Source organism: Saccharicrinis sp. GN24d3, assembly GCF_052400645.1.
In the GTDB taxonomy this organism is placed as follows: Bacteria; Bacteroidota; Bacteroidia; order Bacteroidales; family Marinilabiliaceae; genus Saccharicrinis.
This window is the reverse complement of record NZ_JBQTGI010000009.1, coordinates 89,210-106,405: the sequence shown is the minus strand read 5'-3', so window position 1 is coordinate 106,405 and position 17,196 is coordinate 89,210. Positions and strand designations below refer to the sequence as shown.

General features: G+C 39.9%; 13 protein-coding genes. 8 read left to right on the top strand and 5 right to left on the bottom strand.

What is annotated here, in order from left to right; all coding sequences use genetic code 11:
- Window positions 1–142: 142 nt before the first annotated feature.
- The 7 genes from coaD to ACT29I_RS12165 all read left to right on the top strand — a co-directional run bounded on the left by coaD (window position 143) and on the right by ACT29I_RS12165 (window position 11,194).
- Window positions 143–619 (top strand): pantetheine-phosphate adenylyltransferase, encoded by a 477-nt coding sequence (gene coaD, locus ACT29I_RS12195; RefSeq protein ID WP_430931948.1) that lies wholly within the window; start codon window positions 143–145, stop codon window positions 617–619.
- 3 nt (window positions 620–622) lie between these two features.
- A complete protein-coding gene (locus tag ACT29I_RS12190) occupies window positions 623–2,080 on the top strand; it encodes a TlpA family protein disulfide reductase (protein WP_430931947.1) in 1,458 nt (485 codons plus the stop codon).
- A 322-nt stretch (window positions 2,081–2,402) separates the two neighbouring features.
- Window positions 2,403–4,658 carry a T9SS type B sorting domain-containing protein gene (locus ACT29I_RS12185; RefSeq protein WP_430931946.1) on the top strand — a complete coding sequence of 752 codons (2,256 nt, stop codon included), beginning with the start codon at window positions 2,403–2,405 and terminating at the stop codon, window positions 4,656–4,658.
- A 21-nt stretch (window positions 4,659–4,679) separates the two neighbouring features.
- Window positions 4,680–5,591: a PorP/SprF family type IX secretion system membrane protein gene (locus ACT29I_RS12180; RefSeq protein ID WP_430931944.1), complete on the top strand. Its 912-nt coding sequence runs from the start codon at window positions 4,680–4,682 to the stop codon at window positions 5,589–5,591.
- 3 nt (window positions 5,592–5,594) lie between these two features.
- Window positions 5,595–7,007, top strand: a complete 1,413-nt coding sequence (locus ACT29I_RS12175) for a PKD domain-containing protein (RefSeq protein WP_430931943.1) — start codon at window positions 5,595–5,597, stop codon at window positions 7,005–7,007.
- A gap of 9 nt (window positions 7,008–7,016) precedes the next feature.
- Window positions 7,017–7,994, top strand: a complete 978-nt coding sequence (locus ACT29I_RS12170; protein WP_430931942.1) for a hypothetical protein — start codon at window positions 7,017–7,019, stop codon at window positions 7,992–7,994.
- A gap of 5 nt (window positions 7,995–7,999) precedes the next feature.
- Complete coding sequence (locus ACT29I_RS12165; RefSeq protein ID WP_430931941.1) at window positions 8,000–11,194, top strand: two-component regulator propeller domain-containing protein; 3,195 nt, start codon at window positions 8,000–8,002, stop codon at window positions 11,192–11,194.
- 364 nt (window positions 11,195–11,558) lie between these two features.
- Here the strand turns inward: ACT29I_RS12165 and ACT29I_RS12160 are convergent, their stop codons facing one another.
- The 5 genes from ACT29I_RS12160 to rsfS all read right to left on the bottom strand — a co-directional run bounded on the left by ACT29I_RS12160 (window position 11,559) and on the right by rsfS (window position 16,199).
- Window positions 11,559–12,131 (bottom strand): hypothetical protein, encoded by a 573-nt coding sequence (locus ACT29I_RS12160; protein ID WP_444793571.1) that lies wholly within the window; start codon window positions 12,129–12,131, stop codon window positions 11,559–11,561.
- A gap of 124 nt (window positions 12,132–12,255) precedes the next feature.
- Window positions 12,256–13,068, bottom strand: a complete 813-nt coding sequence (locus ACT29I_RS12155; RefSeq protein ID WP_430931939.1) for a phosphatidate cytidylyltransferase — start codon at window positions 13,066–13,068, stop codon at window positions 12,256–12,258.
- A 47-nt stretch (window positions 13,069–13,115) separates the two neighbouring features.
- Window positions 13,116–13,754, bottom strand: a complete 639-nt coding sequence (locus ACT29I_RS12150; protein WP_444793570.1) for a LutC/YkgG family protein — start codon at window positions 13,752–13,754, stop codon at window positions 13,116–13,118.
- A 2-nt stretch (window positions 13,755–13,756) separates the two neighbouring features.
- The gene (gene ftsH / locus ACT29I_RS12145) at window positions 13,757–15,802 is read right to left on the bottom strand and encodes an ATP-dependent zinc metalloprotease FtsH (RefSeq protein WP_430931937.1); all 2,046 of its coding nucleotides are present in this window, start codon (window positions 15,800–15,802) and stop codon (window positions 13,757–13,759) included.
- 22 nt (window positions 15,803–15,824) lie between these two features.
- Window positions 15,825–16,199 (bottom strand): ribosome silencing factor, encoded by a 375-nt coding sequence (rsfS, locus tag ACT29I_RS12140; RefSeq protein WP_430931936.1) that lies wholly within the window; start codon window positions 16,197–16,199, stop codon window positions 15,825–15,827.
- 162 nt (window positions 16,200–16,361) lie between these two features.
- Here rsfS and ACT29I_RS12135 point away from each other — a divergent pair, with 162 nt between their 5' ends.
- Window positions 16,362–17,111 (top strand): biotin--[acetyl-CoA-carboxylase] ligase, encoded by a 750-nt coding sequence (locus ACT29I_RS12135; RefSeq protein WP_444793569.1) that lies wholly within the window; start codon window positions 16,362–16,364, stop codon window positions 17,109–17,111.
- Window positions 17,112–17,196: the final 85 nt, after the last annotated feature.

The window sequence follows — 17,196 nt, the reverse complement described above, 5'->3', positions numbered from 1 at the left end:
TGAATTCCCTCGGTTAAAACGAGTAAAAGTAAACGAACCTATTGAACTCAAAGATCAACGGAACCGTTGTTTCTTTGCACTATACTGGTGAGTTACCCCAATGTTATAGAGGTAAGGAAATGGAATATTATAATTTATACCCATGAAACGCATAGCAATTTTCCCAGGTTCGTTTGATCCCTTTACAATTGGTCACGAAAATATTGTACAAAGGGCCGTTGACCTTTTTGATGAAATAATTATTGGCCTTGGCTATAACGCCCAAAAACGGGATTTTTATCCTGTGGATACCCGTATTGAGTGGGTGAAATACCTGTTTAACGACTTGCCTAATGTTAAAGTATCCAAGTATCAGGGACTTACCGTGGATTTTGCTAAAACCGTTAATGCCGGTTATATCCTTAGAGGGATACGTACCGCTGCCGACTTTGAATACGAAAGAGCGATTGCGCAAGTCAACAAAGCGATGACCGGAATAGAGTCCGTATTTTTATTAACAACACCGGAACACACACCGGTCAACTCATCTATCGTCAGGGACATTATAAGCCACAACGGGGATGCCAGCCAGTTTATTCCCGAGAAGATTAGACAAAAAATGGCCGAATACAACAGATAAACGATGCGAGGGATTTGGATAGTCATATTATTTGTCAGTTGGGGAATTACCAACGCGCAAAGCGACCAGGTCACTTTGCGAGGCAATGCACCCGGCTATTCCAATATGCGATTGACTATTGAACGACAAAGCAATTACATAACCCGCAGTTTTGAAGACTTAAAAACCTTTTCCGTTGATCCCCAAGGAAACTTTAGCACCACTTTTCCCGTTGACGAAATAACCAAGATATATATTAATTTAGGTGTATTAAGGAGCCACCTATATGTAGAACCTGGCAGAACATACGTCGTAACCCTACCCTTATACAGGCCAATAAAACCGGAAGACAAACTAAATCCTTTTTTCAATCCGGAATCTGTAGTTTTGGGGGTGCAAAATTCTTCACCCGACGAAATAAACCGCAGAACTGCTACATTTGAAGAAAAATACAACTCCCTGTTTAACAAAAACATCAAACGCATTGTTTTAACGGGAAATAAAAAAGAATTGTTTAAAATAAAAAACGAAACCGATGTTGAATTTCCTGCAGAAAATGGAAGTTGGTTTTATTATTACAAACATTTTAAATACCAAAACCTGTACGAATATGTTTATTCCAGTAAACCCCGAAGTGCCATTTATAAAGGATTTTCTACAATACCTGTTTTATATTATTTAGATACGTATTGGGCATCCTTTAACCGTCAGTTTAATAATTTTTTCCATTATTACCTTTCCTCGAAAGAAGGTCTAAGTTTTAAAAATACATGGAACAAATCCGAATCCTTTAAATTAATTACGCTATCGCTTTCCGAGGACACGCTTTTCAAAAACAGGGAACTGGCCGAATTGATCGTGCTAAAAAACTTATATACAGGTTACTATTCCAATGCCTATTCCAAACTTAAAATCACCAACATTGTGAAGAGTGCAAAAGACAGTTGTGCCAATGATCAAAACAACAAAATTGCATCCGATATATTAGACAAAATCACCAAATTAAATGTTGGCAAGGCTCCTCCCGAGTTTGAACTTCAAAATCTATCAGGATCAAAGACCATGGTGCTTCAGGACTACGAAGGGAAATTTGTCTACCTTAATTTTGCCAACACCAAAAACTATGCCTGCAAGAAAGATTTTCAGGTATTGGAGATGATGGCACAGACCTATAAGAAGGATATGGAAATAGTGACCATACTAACCGACGAAGATCCTGATGAGGCTATGGCCTATGTTAAGAATAACAAGTTCAGTTGGCAATTCCTTCATTTTGGACAAAACGCCAAGGTACTCCTGGATTATAATATCAAAGTGTTACCTACCTATTACTTAATAAATCCGGAAGGTAATATGGTGCTTTCTCCCGCCCCTGCTCCGGAAGAGAATTTTGCGCAAGTTTTTTCCGAAATCTACAATAACTTTCGCAGGAAACAGCTACGTAAAAACAAACCCCAAAAGAGGACTATCTACGACCTATAATTTGGTGTTAGGATAAATTCATAAGCACCCTCGCTGCTGTCCCACAGCCAGAATGGGTCGAAATTTTGACGAAAGCTCCATATCGATGGATTAACAAACCTATCCGTGAGAGAATCACTGTTATTCCCTCCAGAAAATTAACTATTTTTGTTTGCGTTGAAAACAAGCTATAAGCCCTTTATATACTACGTTTTGTCTTCTTAAGCACAATTCTTTAACAGAGTAATTTTGCAGATAAGTAAAACCATTTACCTAAAACCTTAGTATAAAGAAGTTATGAAACAAAATCAGACAAGTAACCATTGAATCCAACATTGAACAAATGAAGTATTTTCTAATCATATTTGTATTTACTATACTAACACTGCCTAACACCACCTTAGCACAAGAAAAGCCTACGGCAACTATTGTAAGTGAGGATTTATCTTTTTGCGAATCCGGGGATGTAATTCTCAAAGTGAAATTTACAGGAGAACCTCCTTTTTCCTTTCATTACAAACGAGGAAGTGCAACAAGCACTTCTCCTTCCACATCCGAATATGAATTTGATTTTCCATTTGCCGGCATCTCCAATAGCACGTCATTTGAACTGGTAAAAGTTTTTGACGCTAATTATCCACCTTCAGGTGAAGGTTCAACGCAAGTGTCTGGCGCAGTAAATGTAACCATTGATAACAGCCCCATTGTTGAAGCAGGTGTTGATGCTGCGGTGTGCGGGTATGAACACACGATGAATGGATCTATAACGGGTTCTACTACAAAAATATGGTGGAGCGACCCGGGTGCATCTACGACTTTTGAGGATGATGCCTCGCCCACTTCAAAGTTTACAGGCGATGTTGCGGACACTTATTCTCTAAGGTTGAATGCCGAAAACGGTGCCTGTAAAGACCTTTATGACGAAGTGGAAATTACCCTATACGGAAGGCCGAAAGGAACTATAAAAGACATCAGCGATTGGAAGTACTGTTCAACCGATGCACCAACACATACCATACCATTAGAATTAAATTTTGAGGGTAACAGTGATTTCAGTTATATCCTAAAAAATGATGCAGGCACAGCCAAAGGTTCATTTGTTGCCACTGAAGCTGACGAAGACATCTCCATTTCCATTCCGGTTTCCGATACCGAAACCATATCATTTCAATCCATCGAAGATGGTAACGGATGTACTGCCGAGTCTGCTGACATGATTGGACAAAGAACCGCTGTGGATGTTAAACCGGATGCAAGGGCCGGAGAAGATAGAATCGGAGAGAACCCTATCTGCGGAGCTGATTTTACTTTAGAGGCTGAAGCCAGCCCGGGTACAACAGGAAAATGGACAGCCTTGGTTACGGGAATCAATTTTTCAGACGATACACAAGCCAACGCCACAGCGACAGCTTCTTTTGCAGCTGACGAATATTACAGAACGGTGCCATTAAGATGGACCGAAACAACCACCGACGGATTGCAATGTGCCGATTTTGATGAGGTAGCCATTAAATTCATTAAGTCACCTACTCTTGCAATAACTTCCGTTACCGACGACGAAATATGCGAAGATAAATCGACCACTCTAGTGCTGGATCCAACAGGTAATGCCCCTTTTGAAATAGTTTATAATTTGGGCGGGTCTGCCATCACCGAATCCTTAAGCACTTCGGATCCGGAGCTGGATTTGATGTACCCCGAACTGGCCCTTGGAAATAATACCGTAAACATCACAAGGATAACAGATAGTCATGATTGTGTTTCAGACCTGAGTTTGTCGCAGGATATCTGGGTAGATGAGATGCCGGTAGCCAATGCCGGACCACCCATTGATACTTGTGGGGTAGAAGTTGATCTTTTGGCAGTGCAACAATACGATGACAGTGAATGGTTGCTAAGCGAAGGGCTTTTTGATGATGTGTACGACCCTACCAGCAAATTCACTGCCAACAACACAGGAACGTTAAATCTAGTGTGGAGGGAGACCAATGGACGATGCACGGACACAGATACAGTTATAGTTAGCTTTTATGACACACCGCGACCCGTTAAAGAAATTACCGACACTGTAATTTACGCGGCCAACTTCATCATACTGCCGGCAGATAGTTTAACCGTTGGTACGGGGCAATGGAGCATCATCGAGCCTACGGTAACCGGGGCTACATTTGAAGATGACACTTCGTTCAAATCAAAGTTCTCTAATTTTTCCGCCGATGAAACCTATCATTTGCAATGGAAAGCCACCTTGGCTTCGGCTCCCGAAACATGTCGCGAGAGAGTTCACAACGTATATATCGAAACCCATCCTCTGTTTGCCCCAACCGGCATATCGCCCAATAATGATGGCAACAATGATGTACTAAAAATTAAGGGAGCCGAAAACATCACCAACAATAAATTATCGGTCTTCGACAAACATGGCAAACAAGTTATTTCAATCAATAATTATGGAGAATGGGATCACCTAAAGGGAAAATACAAAAGGTGGCCTGATGAGGAATTCGGTTATGAAATTCCGGATCCGGGAATATATTTATATGTATTTGAGGGAGAAGGAATCTCCACGGTAAAAAATTACATAACAGTCAAATACTAGTATTACACACATCACAATATAATGAAACAGATTAGCCTTATAATAATTCTTCTCATTACGCTTTTGTCCCCTGCCCTGGGGCAACGAGAGCTTATTATGAGTCAGTATATGTATAACAGGTACACCGTTAATCCGGCGTTTGGTGGTTCTCACGAAACCTTATCGGCTTATGCATCCTATCGCAAGAAATATGCGAGTTTCGAAAATTCTCCTGCGGGAGCTTTCTTTTCCATCAACAGCCCTTTAAAAAATGAAAAAGTGGCTTTGGGAGCCCAGTTTTTTAACGATAAATTTGCCACGTCTCAAAACACCGGCTTTAATGTTTCTTACACGTACAGGCTGCAACTCAATCAGGAAACCAGACTGGCACTTGGTATCACAGCGGGTATGGTGAACTACAAATCCGATTGGGACGATGTTGTTTTGGCAGATGGTAACGATAGTGAGTTTATTGATGGAGAGCAAACCATGGCCCCATGGGTTGGTTTTGGAGCCGCTATTTATCACAACAGATATTTTGCCGGACTGTCGGTACCCTCTTTACTGTATCATGATAGATTTGGAACCGGAGAAAGCACCTTAGAGTTTACAAAAATAGATTACTTATTGACGGCAGGCTATCTCTATAAAATAAGCGATAATTTTTCGATACAACCATCTGCATTGGTCAGAGTTAATTTGGACGATGAAACATTTGCCGACCTAAGTGCAACAACATTTATAATGAATTCCGTAATTCTGGGAGCCTCTTATCGCACCACCAACCAAGTTATTGGTGTTGCCGGTTTTCAAATATCACCACAACTCCGTTTTACCTACAGTTACGACTACGACATTGACCCGATTGGCTCATATAACGGAGGTACGCATGAGGTAGCCTTACAGTTTGACTTTGGTTTTAAAATCGACTCACCGGATCCAAAATTCTTTTAAAAAATGATCACACATAACTTAAAACATATATTCACATTTATTTTGTTGGCCCTATTCAGCCTTTCGGTTTATGCCCAAGACATTAAAATTGTGAACCTGAAGACAAACAGTCCTTCTAAAAACGATTTTGCCCCATACGTGGTCGATTCTGTATTGTATTTCACCTCAAACAGAAAACATGAGCTGCTAAAATCGTACCTGAACCAGGACAACGAATGGGTGTACCGTTTGTACAAGTCAAGCATTTTACCAAACGACGGTATGGGTAAAGAAACGGCCCTTCAAAACCCGCAGCTTTCTAAATTAAACACTGCATCCATCTGCTGGTCCGCCGACACTTCTACCATTGTAATTACCCAAAATCAGTACAGTACCATAAAACGAAGCAAAGGTAGAAAGAACCTATTGGGTATATTTTTCATTCCCAATATAAACGGTAAATGGGGCAGACCTTCAGCATTCAAGCACAACTCAAGAAGAGATTTCTCCAACGTTCACCCCACCATTACACCAGACGGACAAACTATTTATTTTGTCTCGGACAGACCCGATGGATTTGGCAAAGCCGATATATACGAATCTACTGTCGTAAATGGGGAATGGACAGAACCGGTAAATTTGGGTAAAACGGTCAACACAGAAGGAAATGAGGTTTTTCCATACTATCATCCTTCCGGTAAATTATACTTTTCGTCGGAAGGCCACAACAGCACCGGTAAACTGGATATATTCTACACCTCTAAAAACAATGGCCGGTGGAGCGCACCCGTAAAGATGGAATATCCTATCAATACCGAAAGCAACGACTTTTCGTGCTTTATTTACGATTCTCAAACAGAAGGGTATTTTGCATCCGACCGAACGGGGAGTGCCAATATTTTTAAATTCAATAACCCCCACCCTACCTTTCCGGATGCTAAACCGCAGGTTGATGATACTTTTTGCTTTACCTTGTTTGAAAACGGCCCTTATGTTTCAGATACCTTGCCCTATAAATACAAATGGTATTTTGGCGATGGGGAAACCGCTACCGGGCTAGAAGTGGATCATTGTTTTCCGGGGCCGGGAAACTATAAGGTGGAGCTAAATGTGGTTGATACCCTGGCTAACGAAGATTTATATACGGTGGCCAGTTACGATGTAAACCTCGAACTCACCCAACAAATTTATATTTCGGCTCCCGACACCGTTAAAGCGGGCACTTCCTTTAGCCTTTCTACGGAGAAATCAATACTAAGAGATTTCATACCAAAACAATATTTTTGGGATTTTGGAGACGGGAATAAAGCAAAAGGTGTAACCATTCATCATATTTTTCGAAAAAAGGGTATATACACAATTACGTGTGGGGCCATTTCAAAATTTGATCCTACCGATAAACTAAGTTCAACACGACAGATTGTTGTCACAGAATAATCAATACACATGCATAAAACAACGGTACTATTATTATTTATAGCAATTGCGTTTAGCGCTATTGCCCAGCCCGTTCCGGCCATAGACGAAAACATACCACATCTGGTAACATTCGGAAACAAAGGTGAAACGGCTTGGGGGGATGACGATTATTGTCAGGTCATATTTTACTCTGTGCCTAAAGATCATACAGAACCTATCTTTATCAGGGTTTATGATCCGGATACCGGCGGCGAGATAGACGAACAGAAAGGAGAATGGGAAACCCGCATGAAATATAGTATTTATGGAGGTAATGGTGCATGCTCTGACAAAGATGCCAAACATATAAATTTAAAAGGCAACTATAAAAGTGGGACTTTGCTTGGCACAAAGTCCTTTACCGCAAATCCCAGATACGATAAAAGTTGGTATACTTTTGGACCTATTAACCCTACTGAAGGCGAGTTTTTGCCCGATGAATATGGCGGATACGTTTTTAAAGTAGTTGTGGAAGGTATTTCGGGAGATGACGGCAACTTATATAACCTGTTTCTAAGTAGCAGGTCTACCGAAAACCAAGCCGTTGAAGGTGCGTTCGCATTTTATTATAAATATAAATTTAGGTTACACGATAACTCAAATGAAGTTTCGCACATTTATCCTTTTATCGACGAAAAAGTTCAATCGGTTAAACAAGCCAACTTCGACTGGGACAACGATGGCATCATCAGAATTATTTCGGTTGCCAAAAACGGGGAATTCATGAAAACATCAGGTGATGACAATTGGGGTAATAGTCAGCATATGGTTCATCCTACCGAAAAAAACAAGTCATACGATATTCAAATGATAAAAAAGAAAGGTGCCAATATCAAAAACAACAATGTAGTCATTTATCTCAAAAACCAATATGGTGAATTAATCGAGTTCTACAGTGTTCCGATTGGAGGTATTCCAAAATATAAATATAGCATTGGTATGAAACCGAAAATAATACGAAACTAGGGGGCATGACATATATTTATAAAAGATTAACACAACTGCTTTTTACCATCTTGCTATTTGCAACAACCTGTGAAGTTCCGGCTCAATCCTTTGATTTTAAAAATTTTGATTCGGACATGGGATTGCCACAAAACTTTGTATATTGCCTGGTTCAAGACCATAATGGTTACCTATGGATAGGAACCGGTGAAGGTTTGGTGCGCTACGATGGTATTCATTTCAGAACTTATACACAAAAAGATTCGTTGGCATCCGACTTTGTATATTCGCTTTTTGTGGATATTGATGGCATCCTGTGGGTTGGACATAACAATGGTGCGTTATCGTATTTTAAAAACGGATCTTTCCACAAAATAATTCCTGCCGAAAGGGCAACAAGCCCTATTAATGATATTTGTCAGGATAACATGGGTAATATTTGGGCAACCGTGCAAAACAATGGTTTACTAAAAATAAACAAACAAAAACAGATAACTGCCTATTTCCAACACGATATTTTTAAAGACAAGCTATATTATTCCATATCATCCGTAGACCCTTTCAATTTTTTGCTGGGAACTTCAGAAGGGCTTTTACATCTGAAACTGAACCAGGATGGCAATGCTGAAAGGGTAGAGGAGATAATGGACATTCCTCCCACAAAAATAAATACGATTGTAAAACGCAAAGCTATTGAAGGAGAATACTGGATAGCGACAGAAGATGAAGGCTTTTACATGTTCCAGTACGATGAAAACACCGCAAAGCACTATGCCAATAACAAATTATGTGTCAAGTTTAATATCGAATATGAAAACATACTGGATATTTACGAGGAAAAAGATGGCAATCTGTTACTTGCCACCTGGGGTAATGGGGTGATTAAATTGTTTCTGGATGCAGCCACTCAAACTTTTATAGAATCTTTTAAATTCGATACAGAAAACGGTTTGAACCATGATTTTATCAGAGCGATTTTAGGTGACCGCGAAGATAATTATTGGTTCGCAACTTATGGTGGCGGTGTTTCGGTGTTGCTGAACGACTATTTTATCCATTACGACCTGGATAATATCGGTTTTAAACAACACAAGGCCAAGTCGGTAATAGCCACCCATTCCAACCTATGGATAGGGTTGGACAACGGAATATTACGTACCGACCCATTTTGTTTTTCCGACCATGAGTACTACGATACAGCACAGGGTATTCCCAACGATGAAATTACAGGTTTTGAATATGATGCCGACAGTACTTTTTGGGTGGCATCATTCGAATCGGGCTTGTATTTCAGAGAAAACGGGAATTTAGGTTTTAAAAAATTCAATTACACAAAAGGAGTAAGCGAGCCGAAGATTAATGACCTGGCCATTGTGGATGACCAGATTTACCTGGCGACCACATCCGGTTTCTACCTCGTGAACCGGAAAACCAAGGCAACAAGGTTATTAACAACGGAAAATCAATTGCCCCACAACAACATTCGCTTTGTGTTTATTGACGATCGTAATCAAGTGTGGATCGGACCTAAATCTAGCGGGATATGTTTGCTTGACAGCACTAGCATTGAGGTTCACAGGCTTTCCAAGTCACCACTCGATGTTTCCGGAATGACGATAGACTCCAAGGGGAACTATTGGTTATCCACTATTGGTAAAGGGGTATTAAAATACAACCAGGATACTTTGGTTGCCATAGATATTTCTGACGGTCTCACCAAAAACTACTGTTACGATATTGTCTGCGACAAAAACGACAGACTTTGGGTTGCCCATCAACCTGGCATTAGTACCATTGATTTAAGGAATTCACAAATCAGAACCTTCGGTTTCAAAGAACAAATGGGCGGTGATTTTTACGATATTTGGGAAGATCAGGAAGAAAATATATGGTTTGCATCGAGCCATGGCATTATTAAGTATTTCCCGGATAGAGATAAAAAAAACCTGGTTCCGCCTAAAATCAACTTAAACAGGATAGATATTTCCGGAACTAGCTATCCTCTGAATAAAGCGATTAAACTTCCATATCCCTATAACAGGAAATACGCTAAGTTTAGATTTGACTTTACCGGTATTAGCTTCAAAGATCCACTTGGCGTAACCTATCAATATAAACTTTTACGAAACGGGGATAAAGAACAAGAATGGATAGACCTGGGAGCTACCAACTTTAGAGAATACGAATTTTTGCCCGACGGTAAATACGATTTAAAAATCCGGGCATTCAATGCGGATGGTATCCCAAACAATAATCCGTTATCAATCCGTATTGAAATTGCGGAACCCGTTTGGAAGAAATGGTGGTTCTATCTCGTGTTAACCGCTTTACTTGGCCTATCATTCTATTGGATTATTAAAATCAGGGAGCGAAATTTAAGGATGCAGAAAGAGGCGCTTCAGAGAGAAGTGGACTCACAAACCGTAGTTCTGCGGGCACAAAAAAATGAGATAGAACGCAAAAACATGGATATTACAGCCAGCATTAATTATGCCAAGCGTATTCAAAGCTCTATTTTGCCACCCGTTAACGACCTGAAAAACGCCTTCTCGGAATCGTTTATATTCTTTGCTCCTCGAGACATAGTAAGTGGTGACTTCTATTGGTTTACCAAAAATAAGGATACATTTTTATTATGTTGTGCCGACTGCACAGGCCATGGTGTCCCTGGAGCTTTTATGTCAATGATTGGAACAACGTTGCTCAACGATATATACAAAACTGAAAAGGTTCATTCTCCAGCCGATATCCTTGAAAAGCTGGACACCAACATTCGGGTATTGCTTCAAAAAGAAAATAGCGAGAATGCCAAAGACGGAATGGACATCTCAGTCATCGAAATTGATATGAATTCAAATAAAGTAAGAATAGCATCCGCTAAACGTCCTGTTTTCGTGTATATCAACAACGAGTTATCCATATACAACGGAACCAGAAGAAGTATCGGTGATGATGTGCTGGCTTTAAATTCCAAATTTTTAAATTACGAATACAACTGTTCCAAGGGAGATTCCGTGTACGTTTTCTCCGATGGATATACCGACCAGTTTGGTGGCCCCAGAGGCAAGAAAATTATGAAAGTAGGTGTCAAAAACTTGCTTGAGGAAATTCGCGAAAAACCGATGGCGAAACAGGGCAGCCTGATAAAAGATTACTTTGAGAACTGGAAGGGCGACCTGGATCAAATTGACGATGTATTGTTTATGGGTATCAAACTATAAAACCACAGGATGCATTAGAAATCCTGTTACGCGAGTAAACTGCCTCAAAACAAGGCGTTTCACTGAGTTACTTCAACTCACCAGAGCTGTGCTATGCCTCGTTCTGGTGAGTTGAAGTAATGCAACGAAGTGTCTTGTTTTAAAGTAATTTCAATGTGTAATATAATTTCTAATGCATATTGCGGGTTTAATCCCGAATTAACACCTATATGTTTATCATCCATAAACAGCCATTGCGAAGCCATTCCTAATTCGTGAAGATTCTCGAAACTCGGGTTCAGAAACCGCTTTCACAGCAAGCCATACAGGTGCTTACCACACATGGATAATGAAAGTCAGGAAATCATACCATGAATTTTCGGGATTAGTTCCATAAATGATAGAATGCAAAAACACAAAGCACCGAAAAAACAAAAGGCTTTAATATTGAGAACAAACTAAACCTGTTTAAGTAGTTTGAATGGTTTTCTCCCAAAATTGAGCTTATTGTATAAGACAAAGCCAATACAAGAGCAAAAATCAATTGAAAGGCCGTAATAAAATAGTAAAGTGTAAAGTACAGAACATCGTCTACCGTCAAGGTTTTCAACACACCTCCTCCAATAAACAAACCTTCGTTATACTTTACCCACCAAATATTAAGCTGATTAAAAACCACTCCTAACAATAAAATAGAGAGCATGGCAAATACAGGTTTAATCCAGTGCCTTTGGCTTTTACATGCCACATAAGCCAGACCAAGTGATAAAACTGCCAGAATAAGATTAATTATCCCTTGTGTTAGTCCAAAGAATCCTGTTGACATAGCAAATCCAACACCGCCTAATATTTTGTAATATAGAAACAATGCAGCGAGACCACCAAAAAAAACAAAAGCAAAAAAATTAAAGACTTTTATTTTACTGTTTAATACCTGAGAAACTGAGGAACTGTTCATCGATTGATAAGTTAAGAGAATATCTTCGATAAATTCGAAAAAATATTGGACAATTGCAACATTCCTTGGCTAAAATCCTATATTCCTTGTATTGTTTATATGGTAAAGGGTTAAATTCGAATGTTTACCTAACAAACATTTCAATATAAAATACTGCCATGGGTATGGCAAATATCACAGCATCAAAACGGTCAAGTACGCCCCCATGTCCCGGAAAAATATTGCCCGAATCCTTAATGCCGATACTTCTTTTAAACAGCGACTCTATTAAATCGCCTAAAACAGCCATAATAGAAATAATACTGCTAAAAATAATCCATTCTAGCACACTTAGATCTTTCCAGAAGATAGATATTACATAACCAGCAACCAGTGTAAGCACAAAACCGCCCACCGTTCCCTCCCATGTTTTTTTGGGAGATATCCTTTCAAAAAACTTATGCCTCCCCAATGTTACCCCAGACAGGTAAGCACCTGTATCGTTTATCCAAACCAAAATAAATACAGAAAGGGGTAACTTGAAATTATAAACCCCATCCAAAAAAGCAAGCGAGTTTAACATGGCAAATGGAACCCCAATATATATGGCACAAACTAAACTTGTGCCTATACCTTCAAATGGCTTGTTTTGAACATCAAACAATTCTTGAATAAAAAGTAACGAAACAATGGGTATCAACAGATAATAAATTGAGTTTTCCGATACTCCAGACTTCACAAGAAAAGCCGCTACGTAAGAAAAAACGCCGATTGCCAAAGCGAATAAGAAATTAGTCTTTATTTTAGCCAAAACCAATAAACCGTTAAGCTCGTAAATACCGGCCAATACAACCAAAAAGAAAACAGCAAAAAAGGAAAAGGGGTGATAAAATATTCCACCTGCGACTACAATAACAAAAAGGATACCTGTAAGAACCCGTTGCCAAAAATTATTCATTTGTAAAGGATTGATGCGGCTACAAAATTAAGCAGTTAAACCAATTTTCATTCATTTTTGTCAATAAAAACAAATAATTCTTTTGGTCCATGTGCCCCCATCACCAATGTTTTTTCTATATCTGCGGTTCTGCTTGCTCCGGTAATAAAAGAAATCAGCGAGGGAAAGTCATCGCTATATCTCTTTTCCAATAGTTCTAAAGTATCTTCGGCAAAGGCAACTAACTGGGATGCTTTGGCCAATACGATATGCACCGGAGGGAACACGTTCATCTTTCTGCCGGAAGCGTGGGCACTGCTAACCACAACCGTACCCGTTCGGGCAATCAGGAATTCACACGCTGTAACCCCAACCTGCATTGCTTTGAAATCCTCCCCACCACTCTTTACATCAAATGCTGCCGTTGCCAATTGTCTTTGTATGGCGGTATCCAAACAATAAACTTGGTTTGTACCGTAATCTTCACAAATCTGTTCTATGTGGGCCACAAGTTCCTTGTGATTATCATGACAGATAACATGACCTCCAATCGCAGTTAATTCTTCGCTAAACGTGGATAATAAGTTTTTCGGGACGGGAAAAACCGGGGTATTTATATCATGAGGAGGGACAGGGTAACCCCTTCCCTCCTCCAATGATTTTTTTAATTTGGACAATATAGCCTCTCTTGACTTGCCACTATCCATGTTTATTTTTTGCTTTCTGACGCTGAAGGCTTTTGCTTACTTTCAACAATTTTTATATCGTTCACCGCTTGGGTATCATTACCCGAATCATCCAACTGAACAATATGCTTGCTGACTTTTCTTTTTCCGAAAATAGCTTCTAAATCCTCACTAAAAATAACCTCACGTTCCAGCAGTAGGTTTGCCAGTTGGGTATGTTTATCTTTATGCTCTCTTAAAATATCTTTGGCTCGCTCATACTGCTCTTCAATAATCTTAGACACCTCTTTATCAATGGCCTGAGCCGTGTTTTCACTGTATGGCTTTGTAAATCCGTATTCGTTCTGACCGCTGGAATCAAAATAACTCACATTACCCAATCCCTTACCCATACCATAATAAGTAATCATGGCATACGCTTGTTTGGTCACTTTTTCGAGGTCGTTTAAAGCCCCCGTGGATATTTTACCGAATTCCAGTTCTTCCGCTGCCCTCCCGGCTAATGCAGAACATATCTCGTCAAGCATTTGCTCCGTAGTGGTTAACTGACGCTCTTCGGGCAAATACCAGGCGGCGCCCAACGCCTTTCCCCTGGGCACAATGGTGACTTTTACCAATGGATGCGCATATTCCAACAGCCAACTCGTGGCCGCATGACCTGCTTCGTGATAGGCAATCGCTTTTTTCTCATCTTTGGAGATGATCTTATTTTTTTTCTCAAGACCGCCAACAATCCTGTCTACGGCACTTAAAAAGTCTTCTTTCTCCACAATCTTCTTGTCTCCCCGAGCTGCGATCAAAGCTGCTTCGTTACAAACGTTGGCTATATCCGCTCCGGAGAAACCCGGAGTCTGTTTAGCCAAAAACTCAGACTTAACCTCCTCGCTTAATTTTAGCGGGCGCAAGTGCACGTCGAAGATTTGCTGGCGTTCTTTAATATCCGGCAGTTCCACATGTATCTGACGGTCGAACCTCCCAGCTCTCATCAAAGCCCTGTCGAGAATATCGGCACGGTTAGTCGCGGCAAGAATAATAACCCCGGAATTGGTGCCGAAACCATCCATCTCGGTCAACAATTGGTTCAATGTATTCTCGCGCTCATCATTTGCTCCCATACTGGGACTTTTACCACGAGCCCTACCTATGGCGTCAATCTCATCGATAAACACTATACAAGGCGCCTTTTCCTTGGCTTTCTTAAACAAGTCTCTTACACGTGATGCGCCCACGCCCACAAACATCTCCACAAAATCAGATCCTGACATGCTAAAAAACGGAACATTTGCTTCGCCCGCAACCGCCTTCGCCAATAATGTTTTTCCTGTTCCCGGAGGGCCTACCAACAGCGCACCCTTAGGTATTTTACCGCCAAGGTTAGTATATTTCTCGGGTCTTTTCAAAAACTCGACAATTTCCTCCAATTCCTGTTTGGCTTCGGCCAAACCAGCAACATCCAGAAAATTTACATTAATATTGGATTCCTTATCAAAAACCTTAGCCCTTGATTTTCCAACATTAAAGATATTTCCTGCTCCTCCTCCGCCGCCTTGAGCGCCCATTCTTCGGAAGATAAATATCCAAATAACCAGTAATAACAAAAGTGGCCAGAGAAAACTCAACACCTCATTAAAATAGTTTGATCGTTGCTCGTAACGGTTCGGGATGGTTATTTGCTTACTTTGCTCAACACGACGCAAATCTTCCACAAAGCTATCCACGGAAGGAACCTTCACCACAAAATGAGGCCCCCCTTCCATTAAGGTTGAGAAGCTGTCTCCAAATTCGTCTTTATAATTTTCGAGCCTATCCTTTTTAATGATAACCTCCAATGCGTTTTCATTGGTAATTACCGTTAACATTTCAATATCACCTGAAGGTAAAACCTGTTCGGTAAATTTACTATAGGGCAATTTTTTCACTACCTCCTCCTGCTTTACCATAAAAAAGGAAATCAGTAGCAATAAAATTATACCATATATCCAATACCCGTTAAACTTAGGAAACTTAGGATTTGAATTGTTCCCGCCCTGATTAACAGGTTCGTTCTTTTGTTTTTGCTCTTCGCTCATCCGCTAAATAATAAATAACTGACTAAAATAAGTTTTCTATGTCGGTACGTTTGGCATCTGCCCACAGCTCCTCCAGATTGTAAAAACTGCGTATAGGACGCTGAAAAACATGAACAACCACATCCACATAATCTACCAAAACCCACTCCGCATTTTCTTTTCCCTCGATATGATATGGTTTTTCATCCAGTTTCTCTCTCACCAAATCTTCAACTGAATCTCCGATGGCACCAACATGAGTGTTACTGTCCCCATCACAAATAATAAAAAACTGACAGATACTTCCGTCAATTTCCCGCATGTCCAAAATAGCAATATTTGTGCCTTTTTTTTCCTGAATACCTTCAACAACGGCGTCTACCAATTGTTCAGTTGAGTTATTCTCTTTATTTGTCATTAAATCTTTCCGTTTTTTTTAATTACGCCTACCTTTGAAGCTGCTAAATTACTAGAAAAACACAAAGATACTACTTTTTTATATTCGGTTTTACTAACTACTTTTGTTCCTGGAATTATAAACACCTGCCATGATGACAATTTGGCGGAATTATTTTTTAGTATGTCAGTAAAATATCCTTTTAACATAGTAAGGTTTGAGCGCTTGCCTTCGACCAACAACCAACTTAAATCCCTACGCAAAGATCAAGCAATACCGGAATTTACGGTAGTAATTACCTGTGCACAAACAGCGGGAAAAGGACAAGCCGGTAATTCGTGGGAAAGTGAACCGGGCAAAAACCTCACATTTAGCTTGTTGTTGAAGCCTACCTATATCGAAATTCAGAACCAGTTTGTTATTTCCAAAGCTGTTGCCCTAGGTATTATAGATGTTTTTATGAACTTTTCGCAGGATTTTTCTATCAAATGGCCCAATGATATCTATTATAGAAATCAAAAAATAGGCGGGATCCTGATCGAGAATGCCATATCAAGGAATATTATTACCGAATCCATTGTTGGGATTGGCCTGAACATCAATCAAGAAGTATTTACCAGTGACGCACCAAATCCGGTTTCATTAAAAAATATAACCGGAACTGATATTGAATTGAATAATTTGCTGGAACAAGTTGTCAACGCCATATTAAAATACCTGGAAAAAATTAAAACCTTAAATTCGGATTCATTAAACCGTCAATACCTCAATAACCTGTATCGAAAAGAAGGGTTTCATCCCTACAAAGATGCAAATGGTGAATTCATGGCACGAATAACCGGAATTAACGAGTACGGGCACCTGGAATTAGAAACCAGCCATGGAGATAAAAGAAGTTACGCTTTTAAGGAGGTGGAGTTTGTGATTAGTTAATAGCCATTGGTCACTGGTCATTAGCCACCGGTTATGTTACCAACAACTATTGACAACCTACTAATGAACAATCCACTAACGACTA

Coding starts and splice junctions, on each gene's coding strand:
- coaD (WP_430931948.1), top strand. CDS start 143: ATGAAACGCATAGCAATTTTCCCAGGTTCGTTTGATCCCTTTACAATT.
- ACT29I_RS12190 (WP_430931947.1), top strand. CDS start 623: ATGCGAGGGATTTGGATAGTCATATTATTTGTCAGTTGGGGAATTACC.
- ACT29I_RS12185 (WP_430931946.1), top strand. CDS start 2,403: ATGAAGTATTTTCTAATCATATTTGTATTTACTATACTAACACTGCCT.
- ACT29I_RS12180 (WP_430931944.1), top strand. CDS start 4,680: ATGAAACAGATTAGCCTTATAATAATTCTTCTCATTACGCTTTTGTCC.
- ACT29I_RS12175 (WP_430931943.1), top strand. CDS start 5,595: ATGATCACACATAACTTAAAACATATATTCACATTTATTTTGTTGGCC.
- ACT29I_RS12170 (WP_430931942.1), top strand. CDS start 7,017: ATGCATAAAACAACGGTACTATTATTATTTATAGCAATTGCGTTTAGC.
- ACT29I_RS12165 (WP_430931941.1), top strand. CDS start 8,000: ATGACATATATTTATAAAAGATTAACACAACTGCTTTTTACCATCTTG.
- ACT29I_RS12160 (WP_444793571.1), bottom strand. CDS start 12,131: ATGAACAGTTCCTCAGTTTCTCAGGTATTAAACAGTAAAATAAAAGTC.
- ACT29I_RS12155 (WP_430931939.1), bottom strand. CDS start 13,068: ATGAATAATTTTTGGCAACGGGTTCTTACAGGTATCCTTTTTGTTATT.
- ACT29I_RS12150 (WP_444793570.1), bottom strand. CDS start 13,754: ATGGATAGTGGCAAGTCAAGAGAGGCTATATTGTCCAAATTAAAAAAA.
- ftsH (WP_430931937.1), bottom strand. CDS start 15,802: ATGAGCGAAGAGCAAAAACAAAAGAACGAACCTGTTAATCAGGGCGGG.
- rsfS (WP_430931936.1), bottom strand. CDS start 16,199: ATGACAAATAAAGAGAATAACTCAACTGAACAATTGGTAGACGCCGTT.
- ACT29I_RS12135 (WP_444793569.1), top strand. CDS start 16,362: ATGTCAGTAAAATATCCTTTTAACATAGTAAGGTTTGAGCGCTTGCCT.